This is a genomic window from Microcoleus sp. PH2017_05_CCC_O_A (genome assembly GCF_020738785.1).
Classification (GTDB): Bacteria; Cyanobacteriota; Cyanobacteriia; order Cyanobacteriales; family Microcoleaceae; genus Microcoleus.
In genome coordinates, this window is the sequence record NZ_JAEQCB010000066.1 from 49403 (window position 1) to 73177 (window position 23775).

Here is a 23775-nt window from a genome sequence, read left to right on the forward strand (position 1 = left end):
TGCACTATCTATGTCCCCTATTTTATTTTAATAGAACTTCACAAAAGAAACCCGGTCAATCGCAATAAATCTTATGTTTGTCAGCGAGACAGCCCCTGTCGCTATCGGGAATCAGCCCCTGCGGATAATACCATTTTGGCATTGGAGGATTGGGGATGTTCGATTGGGTATCACTGATGACAATCGGGGTTTGGTGCTTGCTGACAGTGGCATTCTTTTTTTAACAGGTGTAAGTTTAGTTTAATAGATTGGGAGGGAGACTGTAAAGCTTGTCTGTCCAGGTACCGACTCTACAGCAATTGTACCTTCATGTTTGTCAACAATTTTTCTCACGATGTCCAATCCCAAACCGCTACCTTCCCCCGCAGATTTAGTCGTAAAAAATGGGTGAAAAATTTTGGGAATAACTTCTGGGGGAATACCTTTGCCGTCATCAGTAAATTTGAGGACAAGATTTGTCTCTTGCTGCTTAGTTTCAATCGTCAAAATACCTTTATAATCCATTGCTTGCAGGGCATTGTGAATTAGATTTGTCCAAACTTGATTTAAGTCATCCGGATAACACATGATTTTCGGTAAATCTCCATAGTTTTTGACTACTTCTATGCCGTGTTTCAGTTGATTTTGATAAAGAGTTAACACCATTTCAATGCCATCATGCAAGTTCGCCTGCACTTTTTCTTGCTTGCTATCGAAATGAGCGTAGCTTTTTAAGGCAAATACTACTTTTCCCGACTTGGCTGTCGCTCTTTGGATCAGGCTAATACTTTTCTTAAAGCTCGCAAACTGGTAAGCAGTATTGAAAACCACTTCCCAATCCGGCAATTTAAAAAATGGCAACAATTCTTCTATGCGATCGTAAATCTCCATGTCAACTAAACTATCCGCTATTTCTTCAGCATTTTCAATGCCTCCTGCCATCAACTCGTTACGCAACTGCTGCTTAATTTTGCGCTTTTCTCTGCTAGTAAATAGCGTTTCGTGATTTGTAGATCTGTGCAGCAAAGCTAAAAAACAAGCTTGGCTTTCTTCAGAAAGTTGTTGAAAAAATTGAGGCATTTTTTCTAAATTTTCGTCCCAAAAATTAGAAATATTATCAATAGATGAACCTATGATGCCTAGCGGAGTATTGATTTCGTGGGCAATGCCGGCAATCAGTTGTCCCAGTGCTGCCATTTTTTCCGATTGAATCAAATGCTCTTGTGTCGCTTGCAATTGGTAGATAGCAGTTGCTAAATCTTGATTTTTTTCTTGCAAACTTTGTTGCAAAGAACAAATTTTTAAATGAGTTTCAATCCGGGCTAAAACTTCTTCAACCTGAAACGGTTTGGTAATAAAGTCCACTCCCCCAACTGCAAAAGCTTTAACTTTATCCATCACCCGTTGGGAACCGGGCGAACTTGATAGCCTTTGTCGCTCAAAATTCCTGCCAGCAGCCGCAGGTTTTGTGGCGTGTCGTCCACTACTAAAATATTAGCTCGATTGGTGTTGGGTAAAGTTAAATTCATCGGTATTTACTGTTGTTCGCTGCGCTCGATTATGGTCAAAATTCTGTCATATTCAAAATTATTAATGCAATCTTGAAGCGCGGCTGCCAGAGAGGGGTTGATAGTGCCGATTTGTGCGATCGAACTGGCGATCGCCTCCATGTCTACACTCAAAATATTTTGCTTGAATTGAACCCTCCAGTCTGGAGAAAGAGAGGCGATCGCCTCTGGTGTCAGCACATCCTGACTAGACTCCCCCGCACCCCCCATACTGACCTCTGTTGGCTCTTCATAAATATAGCGTACTCCTAAATGTTTCCCCATGGCCGCAAAGATATCTTCCTCTCGGAACGGTTTCCGCATAAAATCATCGCAACCCGTCGAAAGAATCACCGCCCGTTCTTCCTCCAAAACACTAGCAGTCAGGGCAACAATCGCCGTTGCTTGCCCGCCAGTTGTAGTTTTAATCTGTTTCGTTGCCTCGTACCCGTCCATTACAGGCATTCTCATGTCCATCCAAATTAGATGCGGTTCCCAATCCCTAAAAATATCCACCGCTTCTTGACCGTTATTCGCTTCTCTCAACAGAAATCCCAACGGACTGAGAAGTTTTACTAACAGTTGGCGGTTCAAAGGTTTGTCGTCCACAATTAGCAAGCGGTAAGGTGGCTGATTCGGTTCGAGGGCAACAACTCGACGTAGAGCTTTTTTACTTTCAATATCACTAGCTTCCACCAGATGAACTTGGATATCAAACTGAAATAGCGCACCCTTGCCCACCTCGCTGCTAACAGTAATTTCACCTCCCATCAATTGCACGAACTGGCGGCTGATCGCTAAACCTAAACCCGTCCCTTCTTGAGAATCTTTACCCGTTGTTGTCTGCACAAATGCTTCAAACAACTGATGGATTTCTTCGGTGGCAATGCCTGCACCAGTATCTTGAACTTCAAAATGGAGCGAGTAGCGGCCGGGCATTTCATCAGCGCTGTTTTTGTGTAAATTCCGCTTTCCTCCTTTCACTTGCACCGACACTCCACCTTGTGAAGTAAATTTAATTGCATTGTTGAGCAAATTAATTAATACTTGGCGCAATTTCACTTCATCGGTGGAAATGTAATGGGGAACTTCTGCGTCTCGATCGAAGATTAATTGCAAGCCTTTTTCCTCAGCTTTGAGAGCAAACATATCTTCTAAATCATCGAGAATTCGATATAAATCGAAGCTTTTTTCATTAATGGTAGTGCGTCCAGCTTCAATTTTTGACAAGTCTAAAACTTGGTTAATTAACGTCAGCAAATGCTCGCCGCTCCGCAGGATAATCCCGACATCTTCTTGATTTTCGGGAGACAAATTTTTACTGCGGATCATGACTTGAGCAAAGCCGATGACTGCGTTCAGGGGCGATCGCAATTCGTGGCTCATATTGGCGAGAAACGTACTTTTAGCTTTGTTGGCTGCTTCGGCGGCTTCTTTCGCCTGCTCCATTTTGATTTGTGCTTCTTTGCTATCCGTAATATCTTTAATAAAACCTTCGTGATAAAGTAGATTTCCTGCGGGATCGCACACGGCCCGACAATTTTCGGAAATCCAGATGATGCTACCATCTTTGCGGTAAATTTCCGATTCAAAGTTAGACAGTATCCCGTACTCGTCGATCAGCGCTACAAATTCGCTGCGGCGGTTGGGTTTCACGTAAAGCTGGTTCTTGAAATTCGGCTGTGCTGCGATTAATTCTGCGGGCGATTCGTAACCGTAGAGTTCAGCTAAAGCGGGGTTGGCGCTGAGGTATGTCCCGTCAGCAGCAGTTTGAAAAATGCCATTCAAAGCATTTTCATAAATGTTGCGATATTTTTCTTCTGCTTCGCGGAGGGCGGTTTCTGCTTTTTGGCGATCGGTAATATCGCTCGAAATCGAGAGAAAACAAGCTTCTCCCTCAATATCGATGGTTTCAATAGACAGCAGGGCCGTTCTTTCTGTACCGTTTTTTTTGCGAAATCTCAGCTCGTAATTGTGAAGGGCTGTCTGGTTTCTTAACATTTGAATCATGCGATCGCGCTCTCCTAGACTCGCCCAAAAATTTAGATCTACGGCTGTTTTACCAATAATTTGGTCGTGCGTGTAGCCAATCATCCGGCAAAAGCTTTCATTAACTTCTATGTGGCGACCGTCACTGATTCTCGTGATCGTAATTGCATTTGGACTAGAACGAAAAGCTTTAGAAAACTTTTCTTTTGCCTTGGCAAGAGCGGCGGTACGTTCTGCAACTTGGACTGCTAAGTTTTGGTTGTATTCTTTTAACAGTTGCTCCGCTTGTTTGCGTTCCGTAATATCTTGAAAGGCGCACATCCCATAGATAATATGTCCTTGGGCGTCGTAAATAGGAGTTCCCCAAACTTGTAGGGGAACAGTTTTGTCACGGGAGCAGATTTCCATGTCATCGACAGTGACACTTTTGCCCTGCAAAGCATTTAAAATAGGGTCGTATTCCGCCGGGTAAATTTCCTGGGTTCCAGCTAAATAAACTTTGTAAGCTTGGCGCAAATTTTCGGCATCTGCTGCTATGATTCCTTGACCAAAAAGTTGCTCTCCTATAGGATTAATGTAGTGAGGTTTACCATTTTTTTCGACAATAAAAATGCCTAGCGGTACTGCATCGAGAAATTGTTTGACTCGGTTTTCGCTTTCCGAGAGCGAAGTAAATGAATGCTGCAATTGCTCTGCCATGCTGTTGAAAGCAGCGGCAAGTTCTCCGAGTTCATCTTCGCGATTCAAAGCGAGCTTTGTATCCCATTCATTGCGTGCCAAAGCTTTCGCCGCCGCATTCAATTTTAAAATCGGCCGCACCACCCATTTAGCAGTCAGAATCCCAAGAATGGTCGCCCCAATCAAAGCTGCAACGGACAGCAAAAAAGTGGTGCGGGTATTGGCATTAATTTGCTGCATAAAGTCTGACTCGGGTACAACTACCACAATCAGCCAATCCAACCCTCGATCGTCTTGAAAAGGAGTTACCTGAATAAAATTTCGCTGACCGTCAACATCAAAGGTAAGCTGTTGAGAATTATTGATTTTAGCTAAGCTTTGGTAGAATTTCTCTAAATGCTGTGCGGTTTGGCGAATTACCGGATTCTCGCTGGCTGAAGCTGTGATGCGTTTTGCTTCTTTACCTTGCACTGCAAATTCTTTACCCGGCTTTGAAGTGGCAATTAACATCCCCGATCGCTCCATCACAAAAGTTTGTCCCGACTTGCCAATTTTGAGGCTGACGAGAAATTCTTTGATTTTGGAAAACAGCAAATCGCTGCCAGCTACTCCTAACAGCTTACCATCATTGTCGTAGATAGGCAAAGAAGCAGTAATTGCCAGTTCTCTGGTCAAGAAGTCTGTATAAATTGGAGTCCAAACAGGCTTTTTGGCTAGCGCCGCTGCTATGTACCAAGGACGAACTCGCGGGTCGTATTTTTCGGGAGAAATTTCGATTAATTTAACGCGTTTTCCTTGAGGGTCAGCAGTATATCGAGCTAATTTATTGCCAGTCGAGCTGTCAGCAGCAGATATCAGAATCCGATCTTTAGTGCGGATTGCTCCTGAGTGGTCTCCATTTTCTTTGCCTGTATAAATGATGCTGATTGAATCAAAATATTGAATTTGTTCGAGGAAATGAAGTTCGAGTTTTTGTTTGTCTTCTAGGTTCAATTGCCCCAATTTTACGCCTTGAACGTTCAGGTGATTGACAATGTGGGGAATTGACATATAATTTTCAATGCGGTCTTTGATGCGAGCGCTAATTTCTCCCCGCAACTGAGCGGCCACATCGTTAACAGCCCGCTGACCGTTTTGGAACGACAGCCAACCTACAACTCCTACTGTGCCGACAATTTGCACTAAAAAAGGAAGCACGAGCACAGTTTGTAATGGAGCTTTGCCGATAATTTTGGTAGCAAAGCGATTCAGCGGTTTAGGAAACATATTCATCCTAAAAATAATTGAAATTGGTCGTGGAAATTAGTAGATCTTAAAGTCTTGGAGCGATACAGGAGGGAGTTGTCTCAAATCCGGTTCCTGACTCATCATAAAAGTGTTGGCGATCGCCTTTTGAGAGTTTTGAGGACTTCCCTCGTGACTGCACAATTAGAGTTTTTTAACCTGACTTGCGAGTGCGAAGCAATCCTGGGTGTTGGCGATCGCGATCGGATCGCTTGCCTTCCGGTCTTCGGACACGCAATAGAGATGTCCGCGGCATAAGTAGGTGGTTACAAATAAAGATTACATCAGTTGGGCGGGTGAAAGCGCTGCTCTACTAGCTTCTATCATAGAATTTTAACCGACACCAGCCCTGACAAGAGAATCAGGTTTTTTTTGATAACCTACTTACTTGTTGCGGGAAATGCAGATTGGTATAACTGTTATGCAGATATTGTCCGTACTGACAACTGTCCAGGGTATTAATTTAAATTAATCTAGCGTATTTCAAGAGAAAGTTTTTGGAGAACTATCGATGCAGGTGATTGGGTACGATCGCACTATCCGCAGCCACCGGCACCCGAAACACCTGTATTTACCTGCGATTCAACTCCACCCTTTCGCCGTAACGCAACAGCATATCCAAGCTTTCCAAACGATTTTGCCAAGTTTGCACCTGATAGCTATTTTGCCCAGAATGCAAGCGCATGGAAGACTGAAATTGAGCTTCAAAACTCGCCAACAATCTTTTAGCAGTTGTTAAGCTTTCGGCAGAAGGACTTGCAGCCAATCTGCTCAAGGCAACACCCAATTCCTCCGATCGACTTTTGAGAACTTTCAATTCAGATTCCGACACCCGCAACTGATTGTTAGCCAACAAAAAACTCCATTCCTGCTTGAGAGCAGTATAGCGCGAAGCTGCTGCTGCAAAGGGCTGGCGGTAAGGAATTGGTTCGGAAGCAGAAGTCGTTAGCGAAGCCCTCGTAGACGATCGCACTCTGACACCTTGAGTCCGGTTAAAAAAGCTCTGCATCCCGCTGCTGATACTTTCCACCGCAAAAATAGCATAGCCCCCAGTCGGCAAATCGCGCAAAGCTTGAATTTGGTCGATCGCCACAACTTCCGGGAGTGTCAACAACTTAACCGAGGGAGAAATTAAAGCTGAACCGAGCATTTGTTCCTTTGCTAGCGGTTCGGTAATGCGTTGAAGTCGGTTCGTATCCAAAGCATAAGTCATCGGCACAATCAAGTCTACAATCCCCTGACGGGCCCAAACTTCCCAATTTTGCTGAATTTTGTAAATCCGCTGACTTTCGGGGTGGGGAAACACCGCAACTGACAGAATAGTGCGAGGATAATTCGACCGCAAAAGCTGAGATACTTCAGCTACAAAACTATTAATTTGATTGGTTTTAAACTCAACCCACTGCCGCCACAAATTGCCAGAACTCGGCGAAATATTCACCGGATCGGTACCAGTTAACTGTTTAAATTGCTGCCTTGCTGCTGCACCGTAGCCGTAGACAAAACCTGCATTGTCATCTTGAAAAGGATAGCGAATGTAGTCTAATTGCACACCATCTACTTTGTATTTGCTGGTAATTTCGCTGATAATTCTTAGTAAATAATTCCGCGCTTCCGGGTTTGCAGGATCGAGATAAAATTTACCATCGTTAGGGTTTTGCGTGCGTCCTTTATTGTCAATATTTGCCCAATTTGGATAGGCCGAAAGTACCGGGCCTGGATAAGAACCAGGTTTGCCAATTAAAGTATTGTGGCGTTTATTGCCCGTGGCAAAAGTCCAAATCCAAGCGTGCAGTTCTATGCCTCGCTCGTGGGCTAATTTAACCGCAGATTCCAGAGGATCCCAGCCAACTGTGAGGGGGTTTTGTTGCGGTGCAACTTGACTGGGATAAATCGGATATCCGGCATTTAAAGTTTCAAAGAAAACGGTATTGATCCCGGCGGCGGCAAGTCGATCGAACACAGCGGCCAAACCCTGTTCCGATCGCGCTGCGACGATCGTACCGCGATCGAGCCAAACGGCGCGAATTTCCGCCCCAATGCGCTGCCCTTCCTGGGGGTAATTTTGCCAGAGCAACTGGCGCGCTTGCACCCACTGCTGCCTGATCTCAGCGTATTTTTGCTCTTGCAGGAGTTGGTCAAAATTTTGCAAAACCTGACGGGCCTTGGCGATCGCCCCTGTGGTTGCTGCTGGTAAAACCAACGGGCGACTCGCCTGCGGCCCACCGACACTGTTGCTTGACGCCACCAATTGAGGGGGGATAGCAGCATCGAGATTGACGGCGGTATTGCCTGAATTAGCTGCTGTCAGGGCGCTTTCAAACCTGCCGAGGAGGTTGGTGAGTTCTTGGCGCATCAAGTAGGCTTCAATGCTGACGATCGGCTTATTGGAATTTATCTGCACGTCCAAACCCGCCGGCGCCGACTGATCCGAAGGGTCTGTAAAAGTTGCAGGTACGGGATCTGGAAGGGGGGGAGAAGGAGAAAGTCGGCTCAGCGGAGTATTGCGCGGCGAACTGGGGGTATTTCTCGTGACCCTGGAGGGGGGATTTGGCAGCGGTGGTGCGGCTGCTGTTGGCGGCTCGACAGGCCTACCCACAGTTCCTCCCCAGCGGGCGATCGAGGCCCGCAGCCAAGCCGTGTCTATATTTGGGGAACCGTCGCTACCCCAGCGCCAGCCGAGATAGGTAGCGCGATCGGTGGCGATCGCAGCGGAGGAACCGGAACTATCTTTCCAGGTAGCGATGGTTTGACTGTTCGCGTCGGCGGGAATCAAGACGCCGCCTTGAACAGAGGCATTTTTTTGTTCTGGGGGAACCCAGTTGCTTGAACTGGTACAAGCGAGATCGCGGCAGCGGGTGCGCGGTTGCACCGCCCCCCGCTGAGTCAACGGAAAAGCCCAATAGGCCCCGAGGAGCGATCGTAAAGATTGACGTACTAAGGCTGGGGAACTGCGGCCGACTGGGCCCGAAGCAATCAAGCGGCCGCCCTGTTTTGTCCAAGCTTCTAAAACTTTAATTTGTGCCGGACTCAAAGTTTCAATATTGGGCAAAAATAGCACATTAACGCCTGCTAAATCTGCCAAATTTTTGATGTCTTCGAGATTGATTGGTTTGTAAGCAATGCCGCTTTCCCAGAGGCGCGTGGTAATCTTCACCCAGTCGGGGGAATTCTCGGAACTGCGAACAACTCCCAGAACTACTTCCGCAAAACTGGGAGAGGGAAATAGGATGGAGAGATTGAGTAATGTACTCGCTAGAGTGCCAATGAAGACTCTTTGCAAGAAAGTGAAAAAGCGAATTTTTGGATTTCTATCGGGCTTTTTGATTTGTTGCATTGACACGAGAATTACCCACCACACCACTTAGGAAAATTTCAATAACAATTTCGAGCAATTAACTCGCACAATACAATTTTTTATCAGGTCATGCAACCTAAATCAGGAAAATATGCGATCGCCCGCCTGCAATGGGATCGAATTCGAGCGAACCGATCTCGGGTGCGATCGAACGATCGCCATAAAAAAGGTTGGTAGTGAGGACTTTAGTCCGCATTTATGAAGGACTCGCATTCCGAACGATCGGGAGCATCTCATTTTTGTAAAAAGCATTTTTTCTTTGAGTGCGAGCGTCCCCGCTCGCGTATTGTACAATACGCGAGCGGGGACGCTCGCACTATAATAAATGCAAGACTGAGATGCTCCCGAACGATCGAACCTTACTTACTGAGTTGCCGCTTCATTTACCGGGAATCGATCGATCAACTGCATCGCCCGACAAGCATTCTTCCGCAAAGAATCCGACACGTGAGGAACATGAGGAATCTGAGACAAGAAATCCAAAGTCCGGCGCAAAATCCGCACCACATCCCCTTCATCCAAACTCGTGTGACTAATCAGTTCCAGCCATTCCACGCCCAGAGCCCACTGTTCCACCAAAGTCACGATATCCCGTTCCAGCCAAATCGGGATCGCAGCTTCGTGGCGGTACTGCACTTGAAACAACCGGCGGCGCAGGCCTTTTTGCAGATTGTCCAAAGGTGCCAAAACTTCCGGCGACAGCGAGTAATGAGTCCAACTGTCAGGCCGAGAAACTTCTGTAACCAAGGCCGCGCAAGCAGCAGCGAGGTGGTGGGGGTCAAGTTCGTCAAACTCAGCAGACATCAGGGACAAACCCAGCCACAGTTCATTATCACCGCGAATGGCGGCGCAGGCTTGACCCAAGATTGTGGGTACCAACCTGTCGGAGGAGTCATCTCGATTCCCATCTGCCGAAATTACTCTTTCCAAACATCCGAAATTTAGCAAGATGTCAATTAAGTTGAGAAATTGCTCCCAGTAGCGAGCTCGCTGCTTTTCTAAGTCTTGTTCGGCTTTGCGGATTTCTTTTTTCAATTCTTCGCGGCGGCGCTGGCGCTTGAGCAAAGTACCGGGATTGCCCCATTCGAGAACTGGGTGAATTTCTAGTTTATCTTCTAGGGCGACGATTTTCTGCTGTTGCTCGATCGCCTCTGGGCTCGGTTCCGGTGCGGGCAATTCTGGGATCGATTGAGCAATTTCCAAAGTTTCCTCGGTTCCCAAGCGACACTGGCCGAGTCTCAGGGTCAATTCCGGAGGCGGGTTTAAGCCATCTGCGACACTCAAGCGGGGCAGTTGGGCGTGGAGGGTGGCGACATCGCTAATCGCGACGATATACCAGCGGTTGTCTTTGCCCAAACATACCAAATTAGGTGCTTGGCCGGAACCTGGGATTTTGGCAACCAGTACGGCGGGGACTGGGGTTGTGTGCGATCGTTTGGCTGTCGGGACGTGTTTGCCCTTCAGACTCAGAACCGTCCCTAGCACTGCAAAAGCTACAGCTACCGACATCTCCTTAATTCGCGTTTCTTCTGCTTGCTGCAATAGAGTTTTCAGCAAACGTTTGTCTTCTTTGAGCCTTCCCTGCAATTTTTCGTAATGGGCGAGTTGTTTTTCCAGGGTAGAGACATTACCTCCGGCAGCCAGGGACTCTTCGAGCACCGCTAATTCTGTTTGCAACCGATCTAATTCTGATTGCTGCGGCTGCAAGTACAAGGTAGAAAGGTATTGACCAAAACTGCGTTCTACCAACTCTTGAGCTTCCTCAAGCGTGTGAGTTTGCAGCAAATTCAGCACCATGCCGTAGCTGGGCGTAAACTGACTGGCAAGGGGGTCGGCTTTGGCTGTTGCCAAATAGGAGGCTTCCTTTGCGCCTTCAAAGCGGGTCTGAACTGCGACCACGTGCCCCAGCTCATCCATGCCCCGGCGACCTGCCCGACCGGCCATTTGTAGGAATTCTGAAGCGTTTAGCAGTCGGTGTCCCTTGTCGGTGCGTTTGGACAGGGTGGAAATGACGGTGGTGCGGGCGGGCATATTGATCCCGGCTGCGAGGGTTTCGGTGGCAAATACGACTTTAATCAAACCTCTGCCAAAAAGTTCTTCTACTAAACCTTTCCAGGCGGGCAAAATGCCTGCGTGGTGGGCGGCGATGCCTTTTAAAAGTGCTTCTTTTTGACCGAAACGTTCTGCTTCTGGGTTGCGCTGTAAAAAATCGTCAATAATGCGTTTGAGTTCGGCTGTTTCGGCTGCGTTAACTAGGGAGAAATTGCCTACTTCTGCTACTGCTTGGTCGCACCCGCGACGGCTGAAGATGAAGTAAATTGCTGGTAGCATATCGCGATCGTCCAACCGAGACAAAACATCGGTCAAACTGGGAGTCGGAATGCTACCTCTTTCTGCTTTTTGCTGCTTCTTTTTGGGGACTAATCGCGGATTAGCTCTTTTGCCGGTTTCGTCTAGCAGGGGAAATATCCCTTTTTGATTGGCGAAGTGGAATTGTAGCGGCACTGGCCGAAAGTCTGAGTAGACAAGCTCTGTGGGCCCGTGGACTTTGTTAATCCAGTCTGTAAGTTGGTCGCTATTAGCAACGGTTGCTGAGAGGGCGAGGAGTTGAATTTCGCTGGAACAATAGATGATTGATTCTTCCCAGACTGTACCCCGCTGGCGATCGTTCATGTAGTGACACTCGTCGAGCACCACGGTTTCGACTCCGGTGAGGGAAGCACCGACAGCGCCGATCGGCGTACCGTAGAGCATATTCCGAAATATTTCGGTAGTCATCACCAAAATCGGCGCATCTCGATTGAAGGAGATGTCGCCCGTCAGCAAACCTACCATCTCGTCTCCAAATTGATGACGGAAGTCCCGCAGCTTTTGGTTGGAGAGAGCTTTGAGGGGAGTGGTGTAGAAGACGCGCCGCCCTCTGGATAGTGCTTGATGGATGGCGTATTCGCCGATTAAAGTTTTCCCTGAGCCCGTGGGAGCACACACGACAACGGATTTACCTGCATCGAGGGCGGCGATCGCGTCTCTCTGAAAGTTATCTAGCTCAAATGGAAATATGGTCTTCAGATCCAGCTCTTGGCGGTTCTGGGAAGCGTTAGGCACAAGGATTATTATGAGGTTGCAGGGTAAGTATGCTTAAATCTTGCCGAAAGCAAGGCAGCAGAGGACGACTGTATTGATTTTAGACCAACGCCCGCAAATCGGCACTCGAACAAAGAGGAGAGGGAGAGAATTCGGAGAGGGGGAGAGGGGGAGAGGGGAGAGTGGAAAAATATTTCTTGCGATGAATTTACCAATTCCCAATTCCCAATTACCCTGAAATGCCTAAATGCTAAACTCTACAAGTCTCGACGCGAGAGAATAGACACCCACTCCCTTCCCCTCTCTCCATCAAACCACCAACAAATCCCCCAAATATTCCAACAATCTAAAACTGGAAGCTGAGCTTCAGGTGCTTTCTCTGAAAAAGTGATGTCTTCGTAGTAGACCCATTGATTCTTTTGTCTCCAACCCACACGATCGCCAAACCTGCCCCAAACTTCGCTATTATATCCACTGGTTCCCCCCAGACTTTGATAAATAAGCTTCTGCACGCTAAAGCCGAAGTGACCTTTAGAATATTTTACCCAAAGTTGGTCAATGGTACGCAAGTCCTCGCAGGGGAATTTTTCAATACTTTCTGTATCCAGCCATTCTTGTTTCGTACCCGCCACCTTCAACATCACTCTCAGGGTTTCTCGATCGGCTTCTTCCCACTTGTTAGCTGCCACTAAATCTCGCAATTTGCTATAATCGATACCCACGGCAGAAACTAACTCAACTTCATTTTTTTCGGCTTGTGACATAGAATTCAACCTTTTTTGTAATCCTCGATCGCACTTGAGTGTGTCAAACAAATCAAATCAACCACCGAAGCATCCAATTTCGCCCTCGAAGCACTTAAAACCATCGGGTTGAGTCTATTTTTTGACTTTGACATTCACCCGATCGAACGTTATTTAATTTGGGCGATTTGGCGATCGATAAAATGGCTTTTTCACCACCGTAGCCGGGTAATTTTTCCCGCGAATCTCAACTTCTAACTGCTGGCCAATTTTACCTAATTTTGCCGGAACAACCGCGAGGGCTACCGCCCGATTCAAAGTAGGCGATAATGTACCGCTAGTAATTTCTCCTACTTTTTCCCCTGCAACTATTATCGGATAGCCATGACGCGCAATGTGCCGCCCCTGCATTTCCAAACCTACCAACCGCTTCGATACTCCCGTAGCTTTCTGCTGTTCCAAAACCTCGCGCCCAATAAAATCGCCTTTGCTATCGAGGTGAACTACCCAACCCAATCCAGCCTCTAAAGGTGTAGTATTGTCATCGATATCTTGACCGTAAAGTGCCATTGCTGCTTCTAAACGCAAAGTATCTCTCGCACCCAAACCGCAGGGAACAACGCCAGCATCTAGGAATTTTTGCCAGACTTGTTTTCCGGTTTCTGTATCCACCATGATTTCAAATCCATCTTCGCCAGTATAACCTGTTCTGGCGATAAAACTCGGCTGTCCCAACAACTTAGTTTCTAAGTGTCCGAAAGCTTTAATTGGTGCGAGGTTATCTTCGACAAAAGGCTGGAGACAGTTAACAGCTTCCGGGCCTTGAATTGCAATTAAAACTTGGTCTTCCGAGATGTCGGTAAAAATAAGTTCGCTTAAGTCTAAGTGGGTGAGAATCCAGGCTTTGTCTGTGATGCGAGTGGCGGCATTGACAATGATTGCTGCACGTTCTTCGCCCGTGGTTCCATCGGGTTCTTGGCAGTAGAAAATAATGTCGTCTAGGATGCAGCCTTTGTCATTTAATAAGACTGTATATTGAGCTTGTCCTGGTTGCAACCGACTTAAGTCTGACGGTACTAAGGGTTGAAATTTTTCTATTACCTGTTTCCCTCTCAAACAGAATTTTCCCATGTGGGAAATGTCGAACATTCCTGCTTGCTGGCGTACTGCTTGGTGTTCGCTGGTGATACCTGCGTACTGCACGGCCATCTCCCACCCGGAAAAGGGCACCATTCGACCTTTGAGCTGCAATGATAGTTCGTACAGAGGCGATCGCGCAAGCTGACTCGTTATCTCTGGATTGTTGGGTTCAGTTGAGTTTGCCACAGGTAGCGCTTTGTTGGTTGCGGGTAGACTGTTTTGATTTTAGGGGAAAGTTGGTTTTTGTGGTGTGTGGTGCGATCGAATTTAAGAATACGCTCGCGGTTGAAACCGCGTGTATACAGACAAAACCCACTCCAAGTGCGTTGAAGAATACGCTGTGAAGATTATGTTATTCTCTTCAGTCCGCGGAGGCGGACTTCGTTTGTGTAGACGCGGTTTCAACCGCCCTCTAATCTTGACTTATGGAGAATAGCGGGCTCGAACCGCTGACCCCTACAATGCCATTGTAGTGCTCTACCAACTGAGCTAATTCCCCTTTCTTTTCGCGCTCTCAATCATGCCTTAACTGACCGATATTTGTCAAGCCTTTTTGAAAAAATAGTTTGGAGCCTTGGACAGGCAAGGCTTTTGGCTTTTTTTTCAAAAAAATTCCTCGCTTTTTGACAATTTGTCGATCGCTACTACGATTTAGTAGGTGTGCTGGGATATTTCGGTTAAATGGCTCAAACAAGACCCCATGAGGAAGTAGACGACTACCAGGGCTGCGGCTGAAACCGCAACTAGGGTGCCGGCTAGGATTAGTGAAAATTCTCGTTGCGCGATCGCCTCTTGCATTAGATGCAATGACCAGGCAACGAGGGCAACGTCAATTATTAAAATAGAAACCAGCATAAGTTACGATTTGTAACAGCTTACATATTGTAACAAAAGTTTTCGCGGAGTGCAGATAAGCTCATATGTATTTAAGTATTGATGTTAAACGGATGGGGAGCAGCGCAAAGCCATCAAGAAAAAGTATAGGTTTTCTTGATAATTACGATATGCAAAGTAAATGAGAGCTAGCTCTGCTTTACAGTAGTTGGCTTGAGTTCGCTTCTCAAGCGGGATTGCATTTTTAAGGGTACAGATTGCTGGAGTTTCACAGCGCTGACGGTTCCGCTTCTAGCACCCACTACCGTACAGGAGACTGGGAAGTGGTGAGGGTGGAAGAGTACCCGACAGCAATACCTAATAACGAATTTGAGATGATTGTAGTTGGATACTGCAAATATGTCCCCGTCGAAACTCCGCTGATACCGATGCCAAACGCTCAGGTGTCGATCGACTCTTTTGGAGATGAATCGGCTTATCAAGAATTTTTAGCTCAAACAGCAGAAGTCTCACGTCATAATCTCTGATACCGTTGCTTCAGAACAACTCATGGAACTCGTTTATGAGACACTTCCTGCCTGCGCCTAGCCTACAAATAATACTTTAGAGAGTATTGAGCTGGAAGTGCCGATCGCACAATTCGATCGGGGCGTGAGTTTGAGACGATAAATGAAGTAAGCTAGAGAGAAACGTTTCAAAATAGATGCAGACTCCGTAGAGGCAAGCTGGCTATGAACTGGAAAACATACATTCACTCAAATCCTAAAATTCTGCTTGGAAAGCCTGTAATTAAGGGGACACGAATATCCGTGGAGTTCGTTTTAGGGCTATTTTCAGAAGGTTGGACTGAGCAACAAGTTCTAGAAAACTACCCAACGCTTAATCATGAATCTATCCAAGCTGTATTTGCCTTCGCTGCGGAATGCCTCAAAGAAGACGTATTTTACACGCCTCTACTCTTTGCTGAGGCAAGTTAATGCGGTTTCTGGCAAATGAAAACTTTCCTCTTCAGAGTGTACGACTGCTACGACAAGCGGATCTGGAAGTCGCTTCTGTTACCGAGGATTCTCGCCCGAATTGAGGATTCCGAGGTTTTGGTTCGTGCAGCGGATGAGCAACGGGTGATTTTGACGTTCGATCGCGATTACGGTGAACTCATTTATCGCTTGCGGCTGCGATCGCCAAAAGGTGTCATTTATTTGCGGTTTCGTCCTCACACGCCGGAAGAACCAGCATCAATATTGTTAAATTTATTACAGATCGAAGGATTGCAATTTGAGGAACGGTTTACGGTGGTTGATCGCGATCGAATTCGTCAGCGCCCGCTACCGTAGTTATTGAAACTGCGATTGTTACTTGTCTTTCTAATTTTTTTTAATTAAACTATGAGCGATCGCACTTTTCTAGAAATACGATCGCTCAATTCAGTCTAACGGCGAGGTTTCGCCATTAAAATGACGCGCACTAATCCGGTGATGCTGCCGATCAGTGTCGAACTCAGAATCGCGATCGACAGAATAATTGCCGTCGGTGATTCGCCATGCTCGATAATGGGCAGAGTGTCGATGGTCACAATGGAAGGAACGCTTTGGTTGGCACTATTGGATGAATGTTGATAAGACATTGCCTTGACTCCTGTATGTTTTGAGCTGTTATTCATACAGTTTCTGGGTTTGATATCTCATAATATGGGTAGTGAGAAAATTCTCAGTTTGGGGGGAAAGTTGTGATGAGACGAGAAAAATTCCTGGAAGTGTTTGATAATCTGCCAACAAAACGTAAACAAGTCCTCTTAGGAATTCTGAGAGGTGACACCCGCGAAAAAATCATGGCGGAGGTGGGAGTGAGTCCAGACGCTCTGACTCAGCACCGACGACAACTTTACAAGGATTTTAAAATTGAGGGATTGCAAAACGAAGCAGACGATCCGAGGAGTGGTGAGCGAAAGTTACCACTGCTTATCGCTCTCTGCGCTCAGTATCAGCCTGACCTAATTTCTCCAAATACCGATCGCCTTTCTCCTTCTTGTTCTGAATCTCTCCTCTTCCCTAATTTTTCGACGTACAATCCGCAAACTTGGGTGGGACGTGAATCGATCGTTGAAGAACTTCTGCCAAAATTGCAAGGACAGACTCGGTTGTTGTGGATTAAGGGTATTTCTGGGATTGGCAAAACGACGCTGGGAGAATGTCTAGCTAGTAAAACCTGGGAGAAAGAGCGATCGTTTCAATGGATTTATCTGGAAATTTTGGAGGGACAAAGCCCAGATTTTGCCTCTGTTGCTGCTGAATTGTTAGCTAAATTGGGCGATCGCGAACTCGATCCCCAGGAACGGAATAATCCCGATCGGTTATCGAAACGACTCTTGCAAAAGCTGCAATCTCATTCCTACTGGATTCAAATCGATTCGTTGGAACGCTTGCTAAATCCCGAACAGCCGACTGAATTTGTTGATGCTTATTGAGCAAATTTTCTTCAGCGTTTCCTTACCGATTCCAATGTTGTCAGCCGTTTGGTATTGACGGCGCAAGCGCTTCCCACGGAACTGGTTGAATTTAGCGATCGCTACCCGAATACTTGGGCAGAATACCGACTGAATGGGCTGTTGCAGCTAGAACAACTGGAATTCTTTGCCAAACGCGGGGTAATTGTTGAACCTTCTAACCAAGATATCCTCACCCGCATCGCCAAGATATATGAAGGTCATCCGCTGGTTTTGAAGGTGATTGCTGAAGATATTTTGCAGGAATTTGCAGGCAATGTTTCCGGCTATTGGCAAATTTATCAACCAGAATTTGAGCAAGTTGCGAGGGAACTACAAGCGACTCGCTTGGATGAAACGGAATACAACGAAGCCCTCGATCGCAAAGTCCGAGAACGCATCAAGAAATCCTTAGAACAACTCCCTGCGGATGCTCTGGATTTACTCTGTCGCAGTGCGGTGTTTCGTCGCCCGGTTCCGAAAAAGTTTTGGTTGGCGATGATTAGCGATCGATCTTCTCAACAGCAAAAAGTGGCTTATCGAGTTTTAGGCGATCGTACTCTGATTGAAAAAGAAGGCACCGATATTCGCCAACACAATTTGATTTGCTCCGTCGCCTACGAGCTGCTGAAAGCCGATACAGTGGTCTGGACATCTGCCGAACGTCAAGCAGCCGATCTATGGCTGACTGCCTACAAACCTTCACCTAATGCACCCAAATTGGAAACCGTGCGTGGTTATCTGGAAGCGTTTGACCATTACTGCGAAATCAGAAATTGGGAAGAGGCTAGAAAAATTCTCTTAACACCTTTAGAATTTTTTTCAAAAGTTCATATTCCTAGACAACTAGAGTTTTGGAGCTACTACAAAGATGGAGAAAAATCATGCCTGAAACTACTCAACAAAGTAACTCCTGACACAGATATAACTTGTTACCTAATGCTAGGAAATTACAATTTTCATATGTCTAAATACTCTCAGGCAATATATTTTTATCAACAAAGTCTAACAATAGCTCGTAAAGTTAACGATTTTTTGGGAGAAGGTAACGCCTTGGGTGGATTAGGACTCACTTGCCGTAGGTTGGGCGATTATCAACAAGCGATTGAGTATGCTCAACAATGGTTGACGATTTCCCGTAAGATTGGCGATTACCGAGGAGAAAGTAATGCCTTGGGCGGGCTAGGACTTGCTTATCATTGTCTAGGTAAGTATCAGCAAGCGATTGACCACACTGAGCAATCTTTGATGATCAAGCATAGCATCGGTGATCGTCGAGGAGAAGGTAATGCCCTGGGAAACTTAGGGCTTGTCTATCATGCTCTAGCCAAATATCAGCAGGCAGTTAACTACACTCAGCAATGGCTAACTATTGCTCATGATATTAGTGATCGTCGCGGAGAAGGTGGTGCCCTATGCAATTTGGGAAACTCTCAAATTAAACTAGAGCAGTATTCAGATGCGCTGAAAAATTTGCACGTGGCATTGGTAATTTTTTGTGAGATTTGTGATTTAGCAGGTAAAGCTGAAGTCCTGAAAAATTTGGCAGAACTGCATCAAGGCTTGGGCGAGGTTGAGATGGCGCGGCAGTATTGTCAGCAAGCGTTAGCGCTGGCGACAGAGTTGGGTATTTCGTTGGCGGTGGAATGTGAGGCGTTACAATTAAAAATTGAGAATGAAAAATGAAAAATGGAGGAGACGCCAGCTTGATTCATGTCCAGCCAAGTGACTTATACCATTTCAACAGATGAAACTACCCAACGGAGAGAAAGCACTGCTTGGCGACAAGCTTGAGCGATACTCACTAAATATGCAGCATCCCAAAGGAAAAGATAAAGCCATCCTGTTTAGAAATCGATTGGGAATTACACTAGAAAATAAAGCTATTTTAGAAGTCGCTTTATTAGAATGTGCGGTCAATCAGGAGGCAGAAATTTATAAAACAGACAACTATGGAACCCAGTATGATGTCAAATTTTTCATGACTACAGAAACTGGAAGCTCTTGGGTGCTGTCATGTTGGATGATTCGCACCGATGAAGACTTTCCTAGGTTAACTAATACCTATCCTGTCAATAAGTGAGGATACTATGATGACGTTACACGAGTATGATGTTGTTGCCTTAACCGAAGAAATTCAGGCAATCCATAAAGAAACCTCTGAGCCAATTTTGCTCCGACCTGGACAAGTTGGCACGATTCTGATGAGCTTTAACGATCGCGCTTATCTAGTAGATTTTGCGGATGCTCAAGGCAATACCTATGCAATGGAAACCGTTCCCTCAGAAAAACTCATGCAACTCGTTTATGAGCCACTTCCTGCCTACGCCTAACCTACATGAAGACAGTCATTACACCATTATTATTCAGTGGTCAGATGAGGATAGCTGCTATGTCGTTAGTTTTCCCGAATGGGGAGACTATTGTCATACCCACGGGGATACTTACGAAGACGCATTAAAAAATGCCCGCGAGGTTTTGGAACTTCTCACTGAATCGACCGTAGCTGATGGTAAACCCTTGCCACAGCCGCAATTATTCGGTCAATTTTTACAACACGCATAAGCATCTCTAAACATCATTAATAAAGATTGTCGCCTGTGGATTACAGACTTCTGCGATCGTGTAACTTTGCATGACAGATGTTATTTCATAGGTTATATCTATTCTAGGCAAAATTGGCACGAATTGGGAGATCGATCGCCACTTTTGTTTTAGCCAACCGCAAATAATCAAAAAAGGTATGAAAATTTCCATACCTTCCTAGTCGAGATTATTTCTAAACAAGTGCTGTTGCTTGCTTTGTTTGTTCGAGATACTGCCGATATTTTTCCTCGGAACCGAAGGAGTCAACTGAAACCGTAGATTTTGGCATCGGTATCAAGGGTGTTTGAACAGGGGAGTATTTGCAGTAGCAAACCACGATCGCCTCAAAGGCATTGTTCGGGATGGCTGTCTGGTATTCTTCTACTCTAATTACTTCCCAGTCGCCTACGCGGTAATGAGTATCAGCACCAGCTATTTGGGTGTCTTTAGATTCTGTCAGAGTTTGGAACTCTAGCGGCCGATAACCAGGTTCGGGAATCGGTGAATTTGATGAATCAAAATACTCTGCCAAAATGTCGGTTAGCCCTCCGGTGTGAGCTAAAAGTCTGTTCTCGGCACCTTCTTCTTCTGTCCAGTCAGCGCGAAAAATAATGTATTTTCTGCCCATTTGTTAATCCTCCTCGTCTTCATCCATGTAGTTAGGAAAACTGGTTTCACCTTCAAATATGCAGGAGTATTTGAGGGTTGAGTCTTTTGTCGGTTTGATTCGTAGCAGTCGCCAGCCGTATTTTTCCTGCATTGCGTAACACCGCCATCGTTCGGTGACGGAGTGGCTTGAGGTGACTTCCTCTGGTTGAGAATTGGTCACAACGATCGTATCTCCATAATGTTCATTTGAATGGTGTCAATGGCAAGGTCATTTAGATTTAGGTTGTTGAGTTCGATAGTCTGGGTGTTGCTGCTTGCGCTCTAAGAGCGTTTTCCGAACGAATGCCAGCACTAAGCTGGGCACACTTCTGAACTCGGAATCAGCCCATTCTTGCAAAACCTCATATTCTTCGGGGTTCACTCGGATGGTGATTACAGGCTTTTTGGAAGGCATTGCTTGTTTGCTCGCATACATTAATACCCATTATCTCTACTCTTTACCTTCAAACACTTGTCCTCGGGTAATACACCTGTCTTCATATAGCTTTAAAAGTTGCTTATGTTAACAGGTGTTACACCTGACATTTAGTATAACACCGCAGCGTTGCGATCGACTCTACAGCTCAAAAACCCAGAATAATTATCAAAAAAGGGGCAACTCGCGTCACCCCTCATCTATTTAACCAGCCGCAAAATTAAACTTCCACAGCAATCTTTTGCTCCGAAGCCTCCGGCGAATTCGCCTCACTTGGCGGCACAACTTGCCAGAACTTCGGCAAATATTCCGACCAATTTGCGAGAATCTTCGCGGCTTTTTTGCTGTTAGTTCGATCGCGCTGCATCTCAATTAACTCCTTCAATTGCGCCTCACCAGCGGCCGTAGAAACGCGCTGCATCTTCACAATCTCTCCGTTGACGTGCGCCGGGAAATTGCCATCTTCATCGAGGAAATAACCCAAGCCGCCAGTCATTCCAGCGCCGACGTTCCGGCCGACTTTTCCTAGGACGACGATGACGCCGCCAGTCATGTACTCGCAACAGTGATCGCCTGCACCTTCAATGACTGCTTTCGCCATTGAGTTACGCACCGCAAACCGTTCGCCCGCTTTACCCGCAGCTAACAGCGTTCCGCCCGTCGCGCCGTACAAGCAAGTGTTACCGACGATCGCATTTTCGGCTGCATCATACGTCGCACCAATCGGCGGTTTGATCGCAATTTCGCCACCGTGCATCCCCTTACCAACGTAGTCGTTAGCTTGGCCAGACAGTACCAGCGTCATCCCCGGCAAATTGAACGCGCCGAAGCTTTGGCCCGCGCTACCTGTGCAGTTGAGGGTGATTTCACCAGTAAAGCCGGTGTTGCCGTGTTGTAGCGCGATCGCACCTGATAAACGCGCTCCCACAGTGCGATCGGTATTTACCAATGTTAGATTCTTGCTGACAGTGCCGTGATTGGCGATCGCACTTTGAATCTCAACATCCGCCAACAAATCATCGTCTAACACAGGCCCGTTGGTGTGAACGTCACCGTGCACCAAGAAAGATCGATCGCCCTTAGTATCCGGTAACTTCGTCAAACAATCCAAATTAATCGCTTGAGTTTTAGTTAGTTTCACCCCATCGCGCATTTTCAGCAAATCCGCGCGGCCGATGATATCTGCGATCGACTTATAACCCAACTTCGCCAACAAACTCCGCACTTCTTCTGCTACGAAATAGAAGAAGTTAACCACGTGTTCCGGCGTTCCGGGGAACCGTTTTCGCAAGTGTTCCTGTTGAGTTGTGACGCCCACAGGACAACTATTCATGTGGCAAACGCGAGCCATAATGCAGCCTTCGGCAATCATTGCTACCGTCCCGAAACCGTACTCTTCGCCGCCCATTAAAGCGCCGATAATTACGTCCCAACCAGTTTTGAAGCCGCCGTCAACGCGCAGTAAAACTCGATCGCGCAACTTGTTCTCAATCAGCACTCGGTGAACTTCGGTCAATCCGAGTTCCCACGGAGAACCTGCGTGTTTAATCGAACTAAGTGGAGACGCACCGGTGCCGCCGTCGTGGCCGGAAATTTGAATCACATCAGCATTTGCCTTCGCAACGCCCGCTGCTACAGTGCCGATACCGACTTCCGATACCAACTTCACCGAAACACCCGCTTTCGGATTGATTTGATGCAAGTCAAAAATCAACTGCGCCAAATCCTCGATCGAATAAATGTCGTGGTGAGGAGGAGGCGAAATCAAAGTGACACCCGGTTTCGATCGGCGCAAATAGGCAATGTACTCGCTCACTTTCGGCCCCGGTAATTGACCGCCTTCACCCGGTTTCGCACCTTGTGCGACTTTAATTTCGATTTGTTGGGCGCTCATCAGATACTCAGGAGTTACCCCGAAACGCCCGGAAGCTACCTGTTTGATTGACGAACAGGCTGTATCGCCGTTCTGCAAACCTTTTAAGTGAGGTAGGGTTTGTGAGAAGCCGGCCGCGCTCACATCGTTCAGCACATTGTATCGAATCGGGTCTTCGCCGCCTTCGCCGGAGTTGGATTTGCCGCCGATGCGGTTCATTGCAATGGCGAGTGTTTCGTGGGCTTCCGGCGACAAAGCGCCGAGGGACATTCCGCCGGTGGCGAAGCGTTTGACAACATCTGCTACAGATTCGACTTCTTCGATGGGGATGGAAGGGCGATCGCTCGCAAAGTCGAGCAAATCTCGTAAAGCCGTAACCGGGCGGTTTTCTAGCTGTTTTTTGTAAACCTCGTAATGATCGTAAGCCGTTTTTGCTTCAGTGCGAGCGTCCCCGCTCGCGGCGGGAGAGACTTCGGCCCCGTTACCGTTACCGTTAGTATCAGCCTTAAATGTAGCCACAGCCTTGTGCAAAGCCTTGGCCATTTCCGGGCTGTTCATGTGATATTCGCCACCTCGGCGGTACTGCACGAAGCCGAAGTTTTCCAGCTTTTTCAGCAGTAATTCTGGGAAAGCCTGAGAGTGGAAAGACATTACCTCGTTAGCAAGTTCAGCGATACTCAAACCGCCGATTCGAGACACAGTGCCTTTGAATCCCAAATCGAGCAAATCGGCGCCAATCCCGATCGCCTCAAAGATTTGCGCGCCTTGATAGCTAGACAGCAGCGAAATCCCCATTTTCGACATGATTTTCAGCAAGCCGTTTTCTACCGCTGTGCGATATTTAGCTTGAGCTTCAGTCACCGTAATCTTGGGAACTTTGCCGTGTTCCATCAAGTTTTGAGTTTTGGTGTCAAACCACCAGCCGCGCACGCTTTCCAGTGCCAAGTAAGGGCAAACTGCGATCGCGCCGTAACCAATCAAACACGCGAAGTGGTGAGTGCTCCAGCACTGCGCGGTATCCACAACCAGCGAAGTTTGCATCCGCATCCCGACGCTAATTAAGTGGTGGTGAACTGCACCAACTGCTAGCAAGGGGGGAATGTAAGTGCATTCA

General features: G+C 46.8%; 20 protein-coding genes, 1 tRNA gene and 2 pseudogenes. 9 read left to right on the forward strand and 14 right to left on the reverse strand.

Annotation, left to right across the window (positions count from 1 at the left end):
- Positions 1-240: 240 nt before the first annotated feature.
- Together JGK20_RS16635 and JGK20_RS16640 are read right to left on the reverse strand one after the other, a co-directional pair.
- Positions 241-1508, reverse strand: a pseudogene (locus JGK20_RS16635) (ATP-binding protein).
- A gap of 6 nt (positions 1509-1514) precedes the next feature.
- Positions 1515-5465 carry a PAS domain S-box protein gene (locus tag JGK20_RS16640; RefSeq protein WP_366039060.1) on the reverse strand — a complete coding sequence of 1317 codons (3951 nt, stop codon included), beginning with the start codon at positions 5463-5465 and terminating at the stop codon, positions 1515-1517.
- Between the two features lie 69 nt (positions 5466-5534).
- Between JGK20_RS16640 and JGK20_RS16645 the strand changes: the two genes are divergently transcribed.
- Positions 5535-5735 carry a hypothetical protein gene (locus JGK20_RS16645; RefSeq protein WP_293192305.1) on the forward strand — a complete coding sequence of 67 codons (201 nt, stop codon included), beginning with the start codon at positions 5535-5537 and terminating at the stop codon, positions 5733-5735.
- Between the two features lie 313 nt (positions 5736-6048).
- On the opposite strand, the gene JGK20_RS16650 is transcribed toward JGK20_RS16645, so the two are convergent.
- The 7 genes from JGK20_RS16650 to JGK20_RS16680 all read right to left on the reverse strand — a co-directional run bounded on the left by JGK20_RS16650 (position 6049) and on the right by JGK20_RS16680 (position 14657).
- Positions 6049-8814 (reverse strand): family 10 glycosylhydrolase, encoded by a 2766-nt coding sequence (locus JGK20_RS16650; RefSeq protein WP_293211273.1) that lies wholly within the window; start codon positions 8812-8814, stop codon positions 6049-6051.
- A 384-nt stretch (positions 8815-9198) separates the two neighbouring features.
- Positions 9199-11940: a DEAD/DEAH box helicase gene (locus tag JGK20_RS16655; RefSeq protein ID WP_293231426.1), complete on the reverse strand. Its 2742-nt coding sequence runs from the start codon at positions 11938-11940 to the stop codon at positions 9199-9201.
- 236 nt (positions 11941-12176) lie between these two features.
- Positions 12177-12683 carry a GUN4 domain-containing protein gene (locus JGK20_RS16660; RefSeq protein ID WP_293181188.1) on the reverse strand — a complete coding sequence of 169 codons (507 nt, stop codon included), beginning with the start codon at positions 12681-12683 and terminating at the stop codon, positions 12177-12179.
- Positions 12684-12688: 5 nt separating this feature from the next.
- The gene (locus JGK20_RS16665; RefSeq protein ID WP_293181185.1) at positions 12689-12817 is read right to left on the reverse strand and encodes a hypothetical protein; all 129 of its coding nucleotides are present in this window, start codon (positions 12815-12817) and stop codon (positions 12689-12691) included.
- Positions 12818-12836: 19 nt separating this feature from the next.
- A complete protein-coding gene (gene gcvT / locus JGK20_RS16670) occupies positions 12837-13988 on the reverse strand; it encodes a glycine cleavage system aminomethyltransferase GcvT (RefSeq protein WP_293181182.1) in 1152 nt (383 codons plus the stop codon).
- 240 nt (positions 13989-14228) lie between these two features.
- A tRNA-Ala gene (locus JGK20_RS16675) sits at positions 14229-14301 on the reverse strand.
- Positions 14302-14453: 152 nt separating this feature from the next.
- Entirely contained in the window at positions 14454-14657 is a 204-nt protein-coding gene (locus JGK20_RS16680) for a hypothetical protein (protein ID WP_293146445.1), read from the reverse strand.
- 236 nt (positions 14658-14893) lie between these two features.
- Here JGK20_RS16680 and JGK20_RS16685 point away from each other — a divergent pair, with 236 nt between their 5' ends.
- From JGK20_RS16685 to JGK20_RS16695, 3 genes and pseudogenes are all read left to right on the forward strand, one after another.
- Positions 14894-15163, forward strand: coding sequence for a hypothetical protein (locus tag JGK20_RS16685; protein WP_293184503.1), 270 nt, complete (start codon positions 14894-14896; stop codon positions 15161-15163).
- Between the two features lie 204 nt (positions 15164-15367).
- Complete coding sequence (locus JGK20_RS16690; protein WP_293193839.1) at positions 15368-15613, forward strand: DUF433 domain-containing protein; 246 nt, start codon at positions 15368-15370, stop codon at positions 15611-15613.
- A pseudogene (locus JGK20_RS16695) lies at positions 15613-15970 on the forward strand (DUF5615 family PIN-like protein). Before JGK20_RS16690 ends, JGK20_RS16695 begins: the two are co-directional and overlap by 1 nt.
- Positions 15971-16065: 95 nt before the next feature.
- Here the strand turns inward: JGK20_RS16695 and JGK20_RS16700 are convergent.
- A complete protein-coding gene (locus JGK20_RS16700; RefSeq protein WP_293231433.1) occupies positions 16066-16296 on the reverse strand; it encodes a hypothetical protein in 231 nt (76 codons plus the stop codon).
- A 69-nt stretch (positions 16297-16365) separates the two neighbouring features.
- On the opposite strand from JGK20_RS16700, the gene JGK20_RS16705 reads away from it, so the two are divergent.
- The 5 genes from JGK20_RS16705 (at position 16366) to JGK20_RS16725 (ending at position 19683) form a co-directional block, all read left to right on the forward strand.
- The gene (locus tag JGK20_RS16705; protein WP_293231436.1) at positions 16366-17100 is read left to right on the forward strand and encodes an NB-ARC domain-containing protein; all 735 of its coding nucleotides are present in this window, start codon (positions 16366-16368) and stop codon (positions 17098-17100) included.
- A 54-nt stretch (positions 17101-17154) separates the two neighbouring features.
- Positions 17155-18804, forward strand: coding sequence for a tetratricopeptide repeat protein (locus JGK20_RS16710; RefSeq protein ID WP_293231439.1), 1650 nt, complete (start codon positions 17155-17157; stop codon positions 18802-18804).
- A 61-nt stretch (positions 18805-18865) separates the two neighbouring features.
- A complete protein-coding gene (locus JGK20_RS16715) occupies positions 18866-19201 on the forward strand; it encodes a DUF6883 domain-containing protein (RefSeq protein ID WP_293193845.1) in 336 nt (111 codons plus the stop codon).
- Between the two features lie 7 nt (positions 19202-19208).
- A complete protein-coding gene (locus JGK20_RS16720; protein ID WP_293231442.1) occupies positions 19209-19451 on the forward strand; it encodes a DUF4926 domain-containing protein in 243 nt (80 codons plus the stop codon).
- Positions 19426-19683 (forward strand): type II toxin-antitoxin system HicB family antitoxin, encoded by a 258-nt coding sequence (locus JGK20_RS16725; RefSeq protein WP_293193849.1) that lies wholly within the window; start codon positions 19426-19428, stop codon positions 19681-19683. Before JGK20_RS16720 ends, JGK20_RS16725 begins: the two co-directional genes overlap by 26 nt.
- A gap of 214 nt (positions 19684-19897) precedes the next feature.
- Here the strand turns inward: JGK20_RS16725 and JGK20_RS16730 are convergent, their stop codons facing one another.
- From JGK20_RS16730 to JGK20_RS16745, 4 genes are all read right to left on the reverse strand, one after another.
- Complete coding sequence (locus JGK20_RS16730; RefSeq protein ID WP_293193851.1) at positions 19898-20332, reverse strand: hypothetical protein; 435 nt, start codon at positions 20330-20332, stop codon at positions 19898-19900.
- 3 nt (positions 20333-20335) lie between these two features.
- A complete protein-coding gene (locus tag JGK20_RS16735) occupies positions 20336-20533 on the reverse strand; it encodes a hypothetical protein (RefSeq protein WP_293184477.1) in 198 nt (65 codons plus the stop codon).
- A gap of 48 nt (positions 20534-20581) precedes the next feature.
- Positions 20582-20788 carry a hypothetical protein gene (locus tag JGK20_RS16740; RefSeq protein WP_293184475.1) on the reverse strand — a complete coding sequence of 69 codons (207 nt, stop codon included), beginning with the start codon at positions 20786-20788 and terminating at the stop codon, positions 20582-20584.
- A gap of 220 nt (positions 20789-21008) precedes the next feature.
- On the reverse strand, positions 21009-23775 hold a 2767-nt coding region (locus JGK20_RS16745), incomplete at its 5' end, for a glutamate synthase-related protein (RefSeq protein WP_293231445.1).

Excerpts from the sequence above, each read along its gene's own strand:
- JGK20_RS16720 (WP_293231442.1), top strand. The coding sequence starts at position 19,209 with ATGATGACGTTACACGAGTATGATGTTGTTGCCTTAACCGAAGAAATT.
- JGK20_RS16740 (WP_293184475.1), bottom strand. The coding sequence starts at position 20,788 with ATGTATGCGAGCAAACAAGCAATGCCTTCCAAAAAGCCTGTAATCACC.
- JGK20_RS16730 (WP_293193851.1), bottom strand. The coding sequence starts at position 20,332 with ATGGGCAGAAAATACATTATTTTTCGCGCTGACTGGACAGAAGAAGAA.
- JGK20_RS16660 (WP_293181188.1), bottom strand. The coding sequence starts at position 12,683 with ATGTCACAAGCCGAAAAAAATGAAGTTGAGTTAGTTTCTGCCGTGGGT.
- JGK20_RS16650 (WP_293211273.1), bottom strand. The coding sequence starts at position 8,814 with ATGCAACAAATCAAAAAGCCCGATAGAAATCCAAAAATTCGCTTTTTC.
- JGK20_RS16690 (WP_293193839.1), top strand. The coding sequence starts at position 15,368 with ATGAACTGGAAAACATACATTCACTCAAATCCTAAAATTCTGCTTGGA.
- JGK20_RS16640 (WP_366039060.1), bottom strand. The coding sequence starts at position 5,465 with ATGAATATGTTTCCTAAACCGCTGAATCGCTTTGCTACCAAAATTATC.
- JGK20_RS16725 (WP_293193849.1), top strand. The coding sequence starts at position 19,426 with ATGAGCCACTTCCTGCCTACGCCTAACCTACATGAAGACAGTCATTAC.
- JGK20_RS16700 (WP_293231433.1), bottom strand. The coding sequence starts at position 16,296 with ATGAATAACAGCTCAAAACATACAGGAGTCAAGGCAATGTCTTATCAA.
- JGK20_RS16665 (WP_293181185.1), bottom strand. The coding sequence starts at position 12,817 with ATGTCAAAGTCAAAAAATAGACTCAACCCGATGGTTTTAAGTGCTTCG.
- JGK20_RS16705 (WP_293231436.1), top strand. The coding sequence starts at position 16,366 with ATGAGACGAGAAAAATTCCTGGAAGTGTTTGATAATCTGCCAACAAAA.
- JGK20_RS16715 (WP_293193845.1), top strand. The coding sequence starts at position 18,866 with ATGAAACTACCCAACGGAGAGAAAGCACTGCTTGGCGACAAGCTTGAG.
- JGK20_RS16680 (WP_293146445.1), bottom strand. The coding sequence starts at position 14,657 with ATGCTGGTTTCTATTTTAATAATTGACGTTGCCCTCGTTGCCTGGTCA.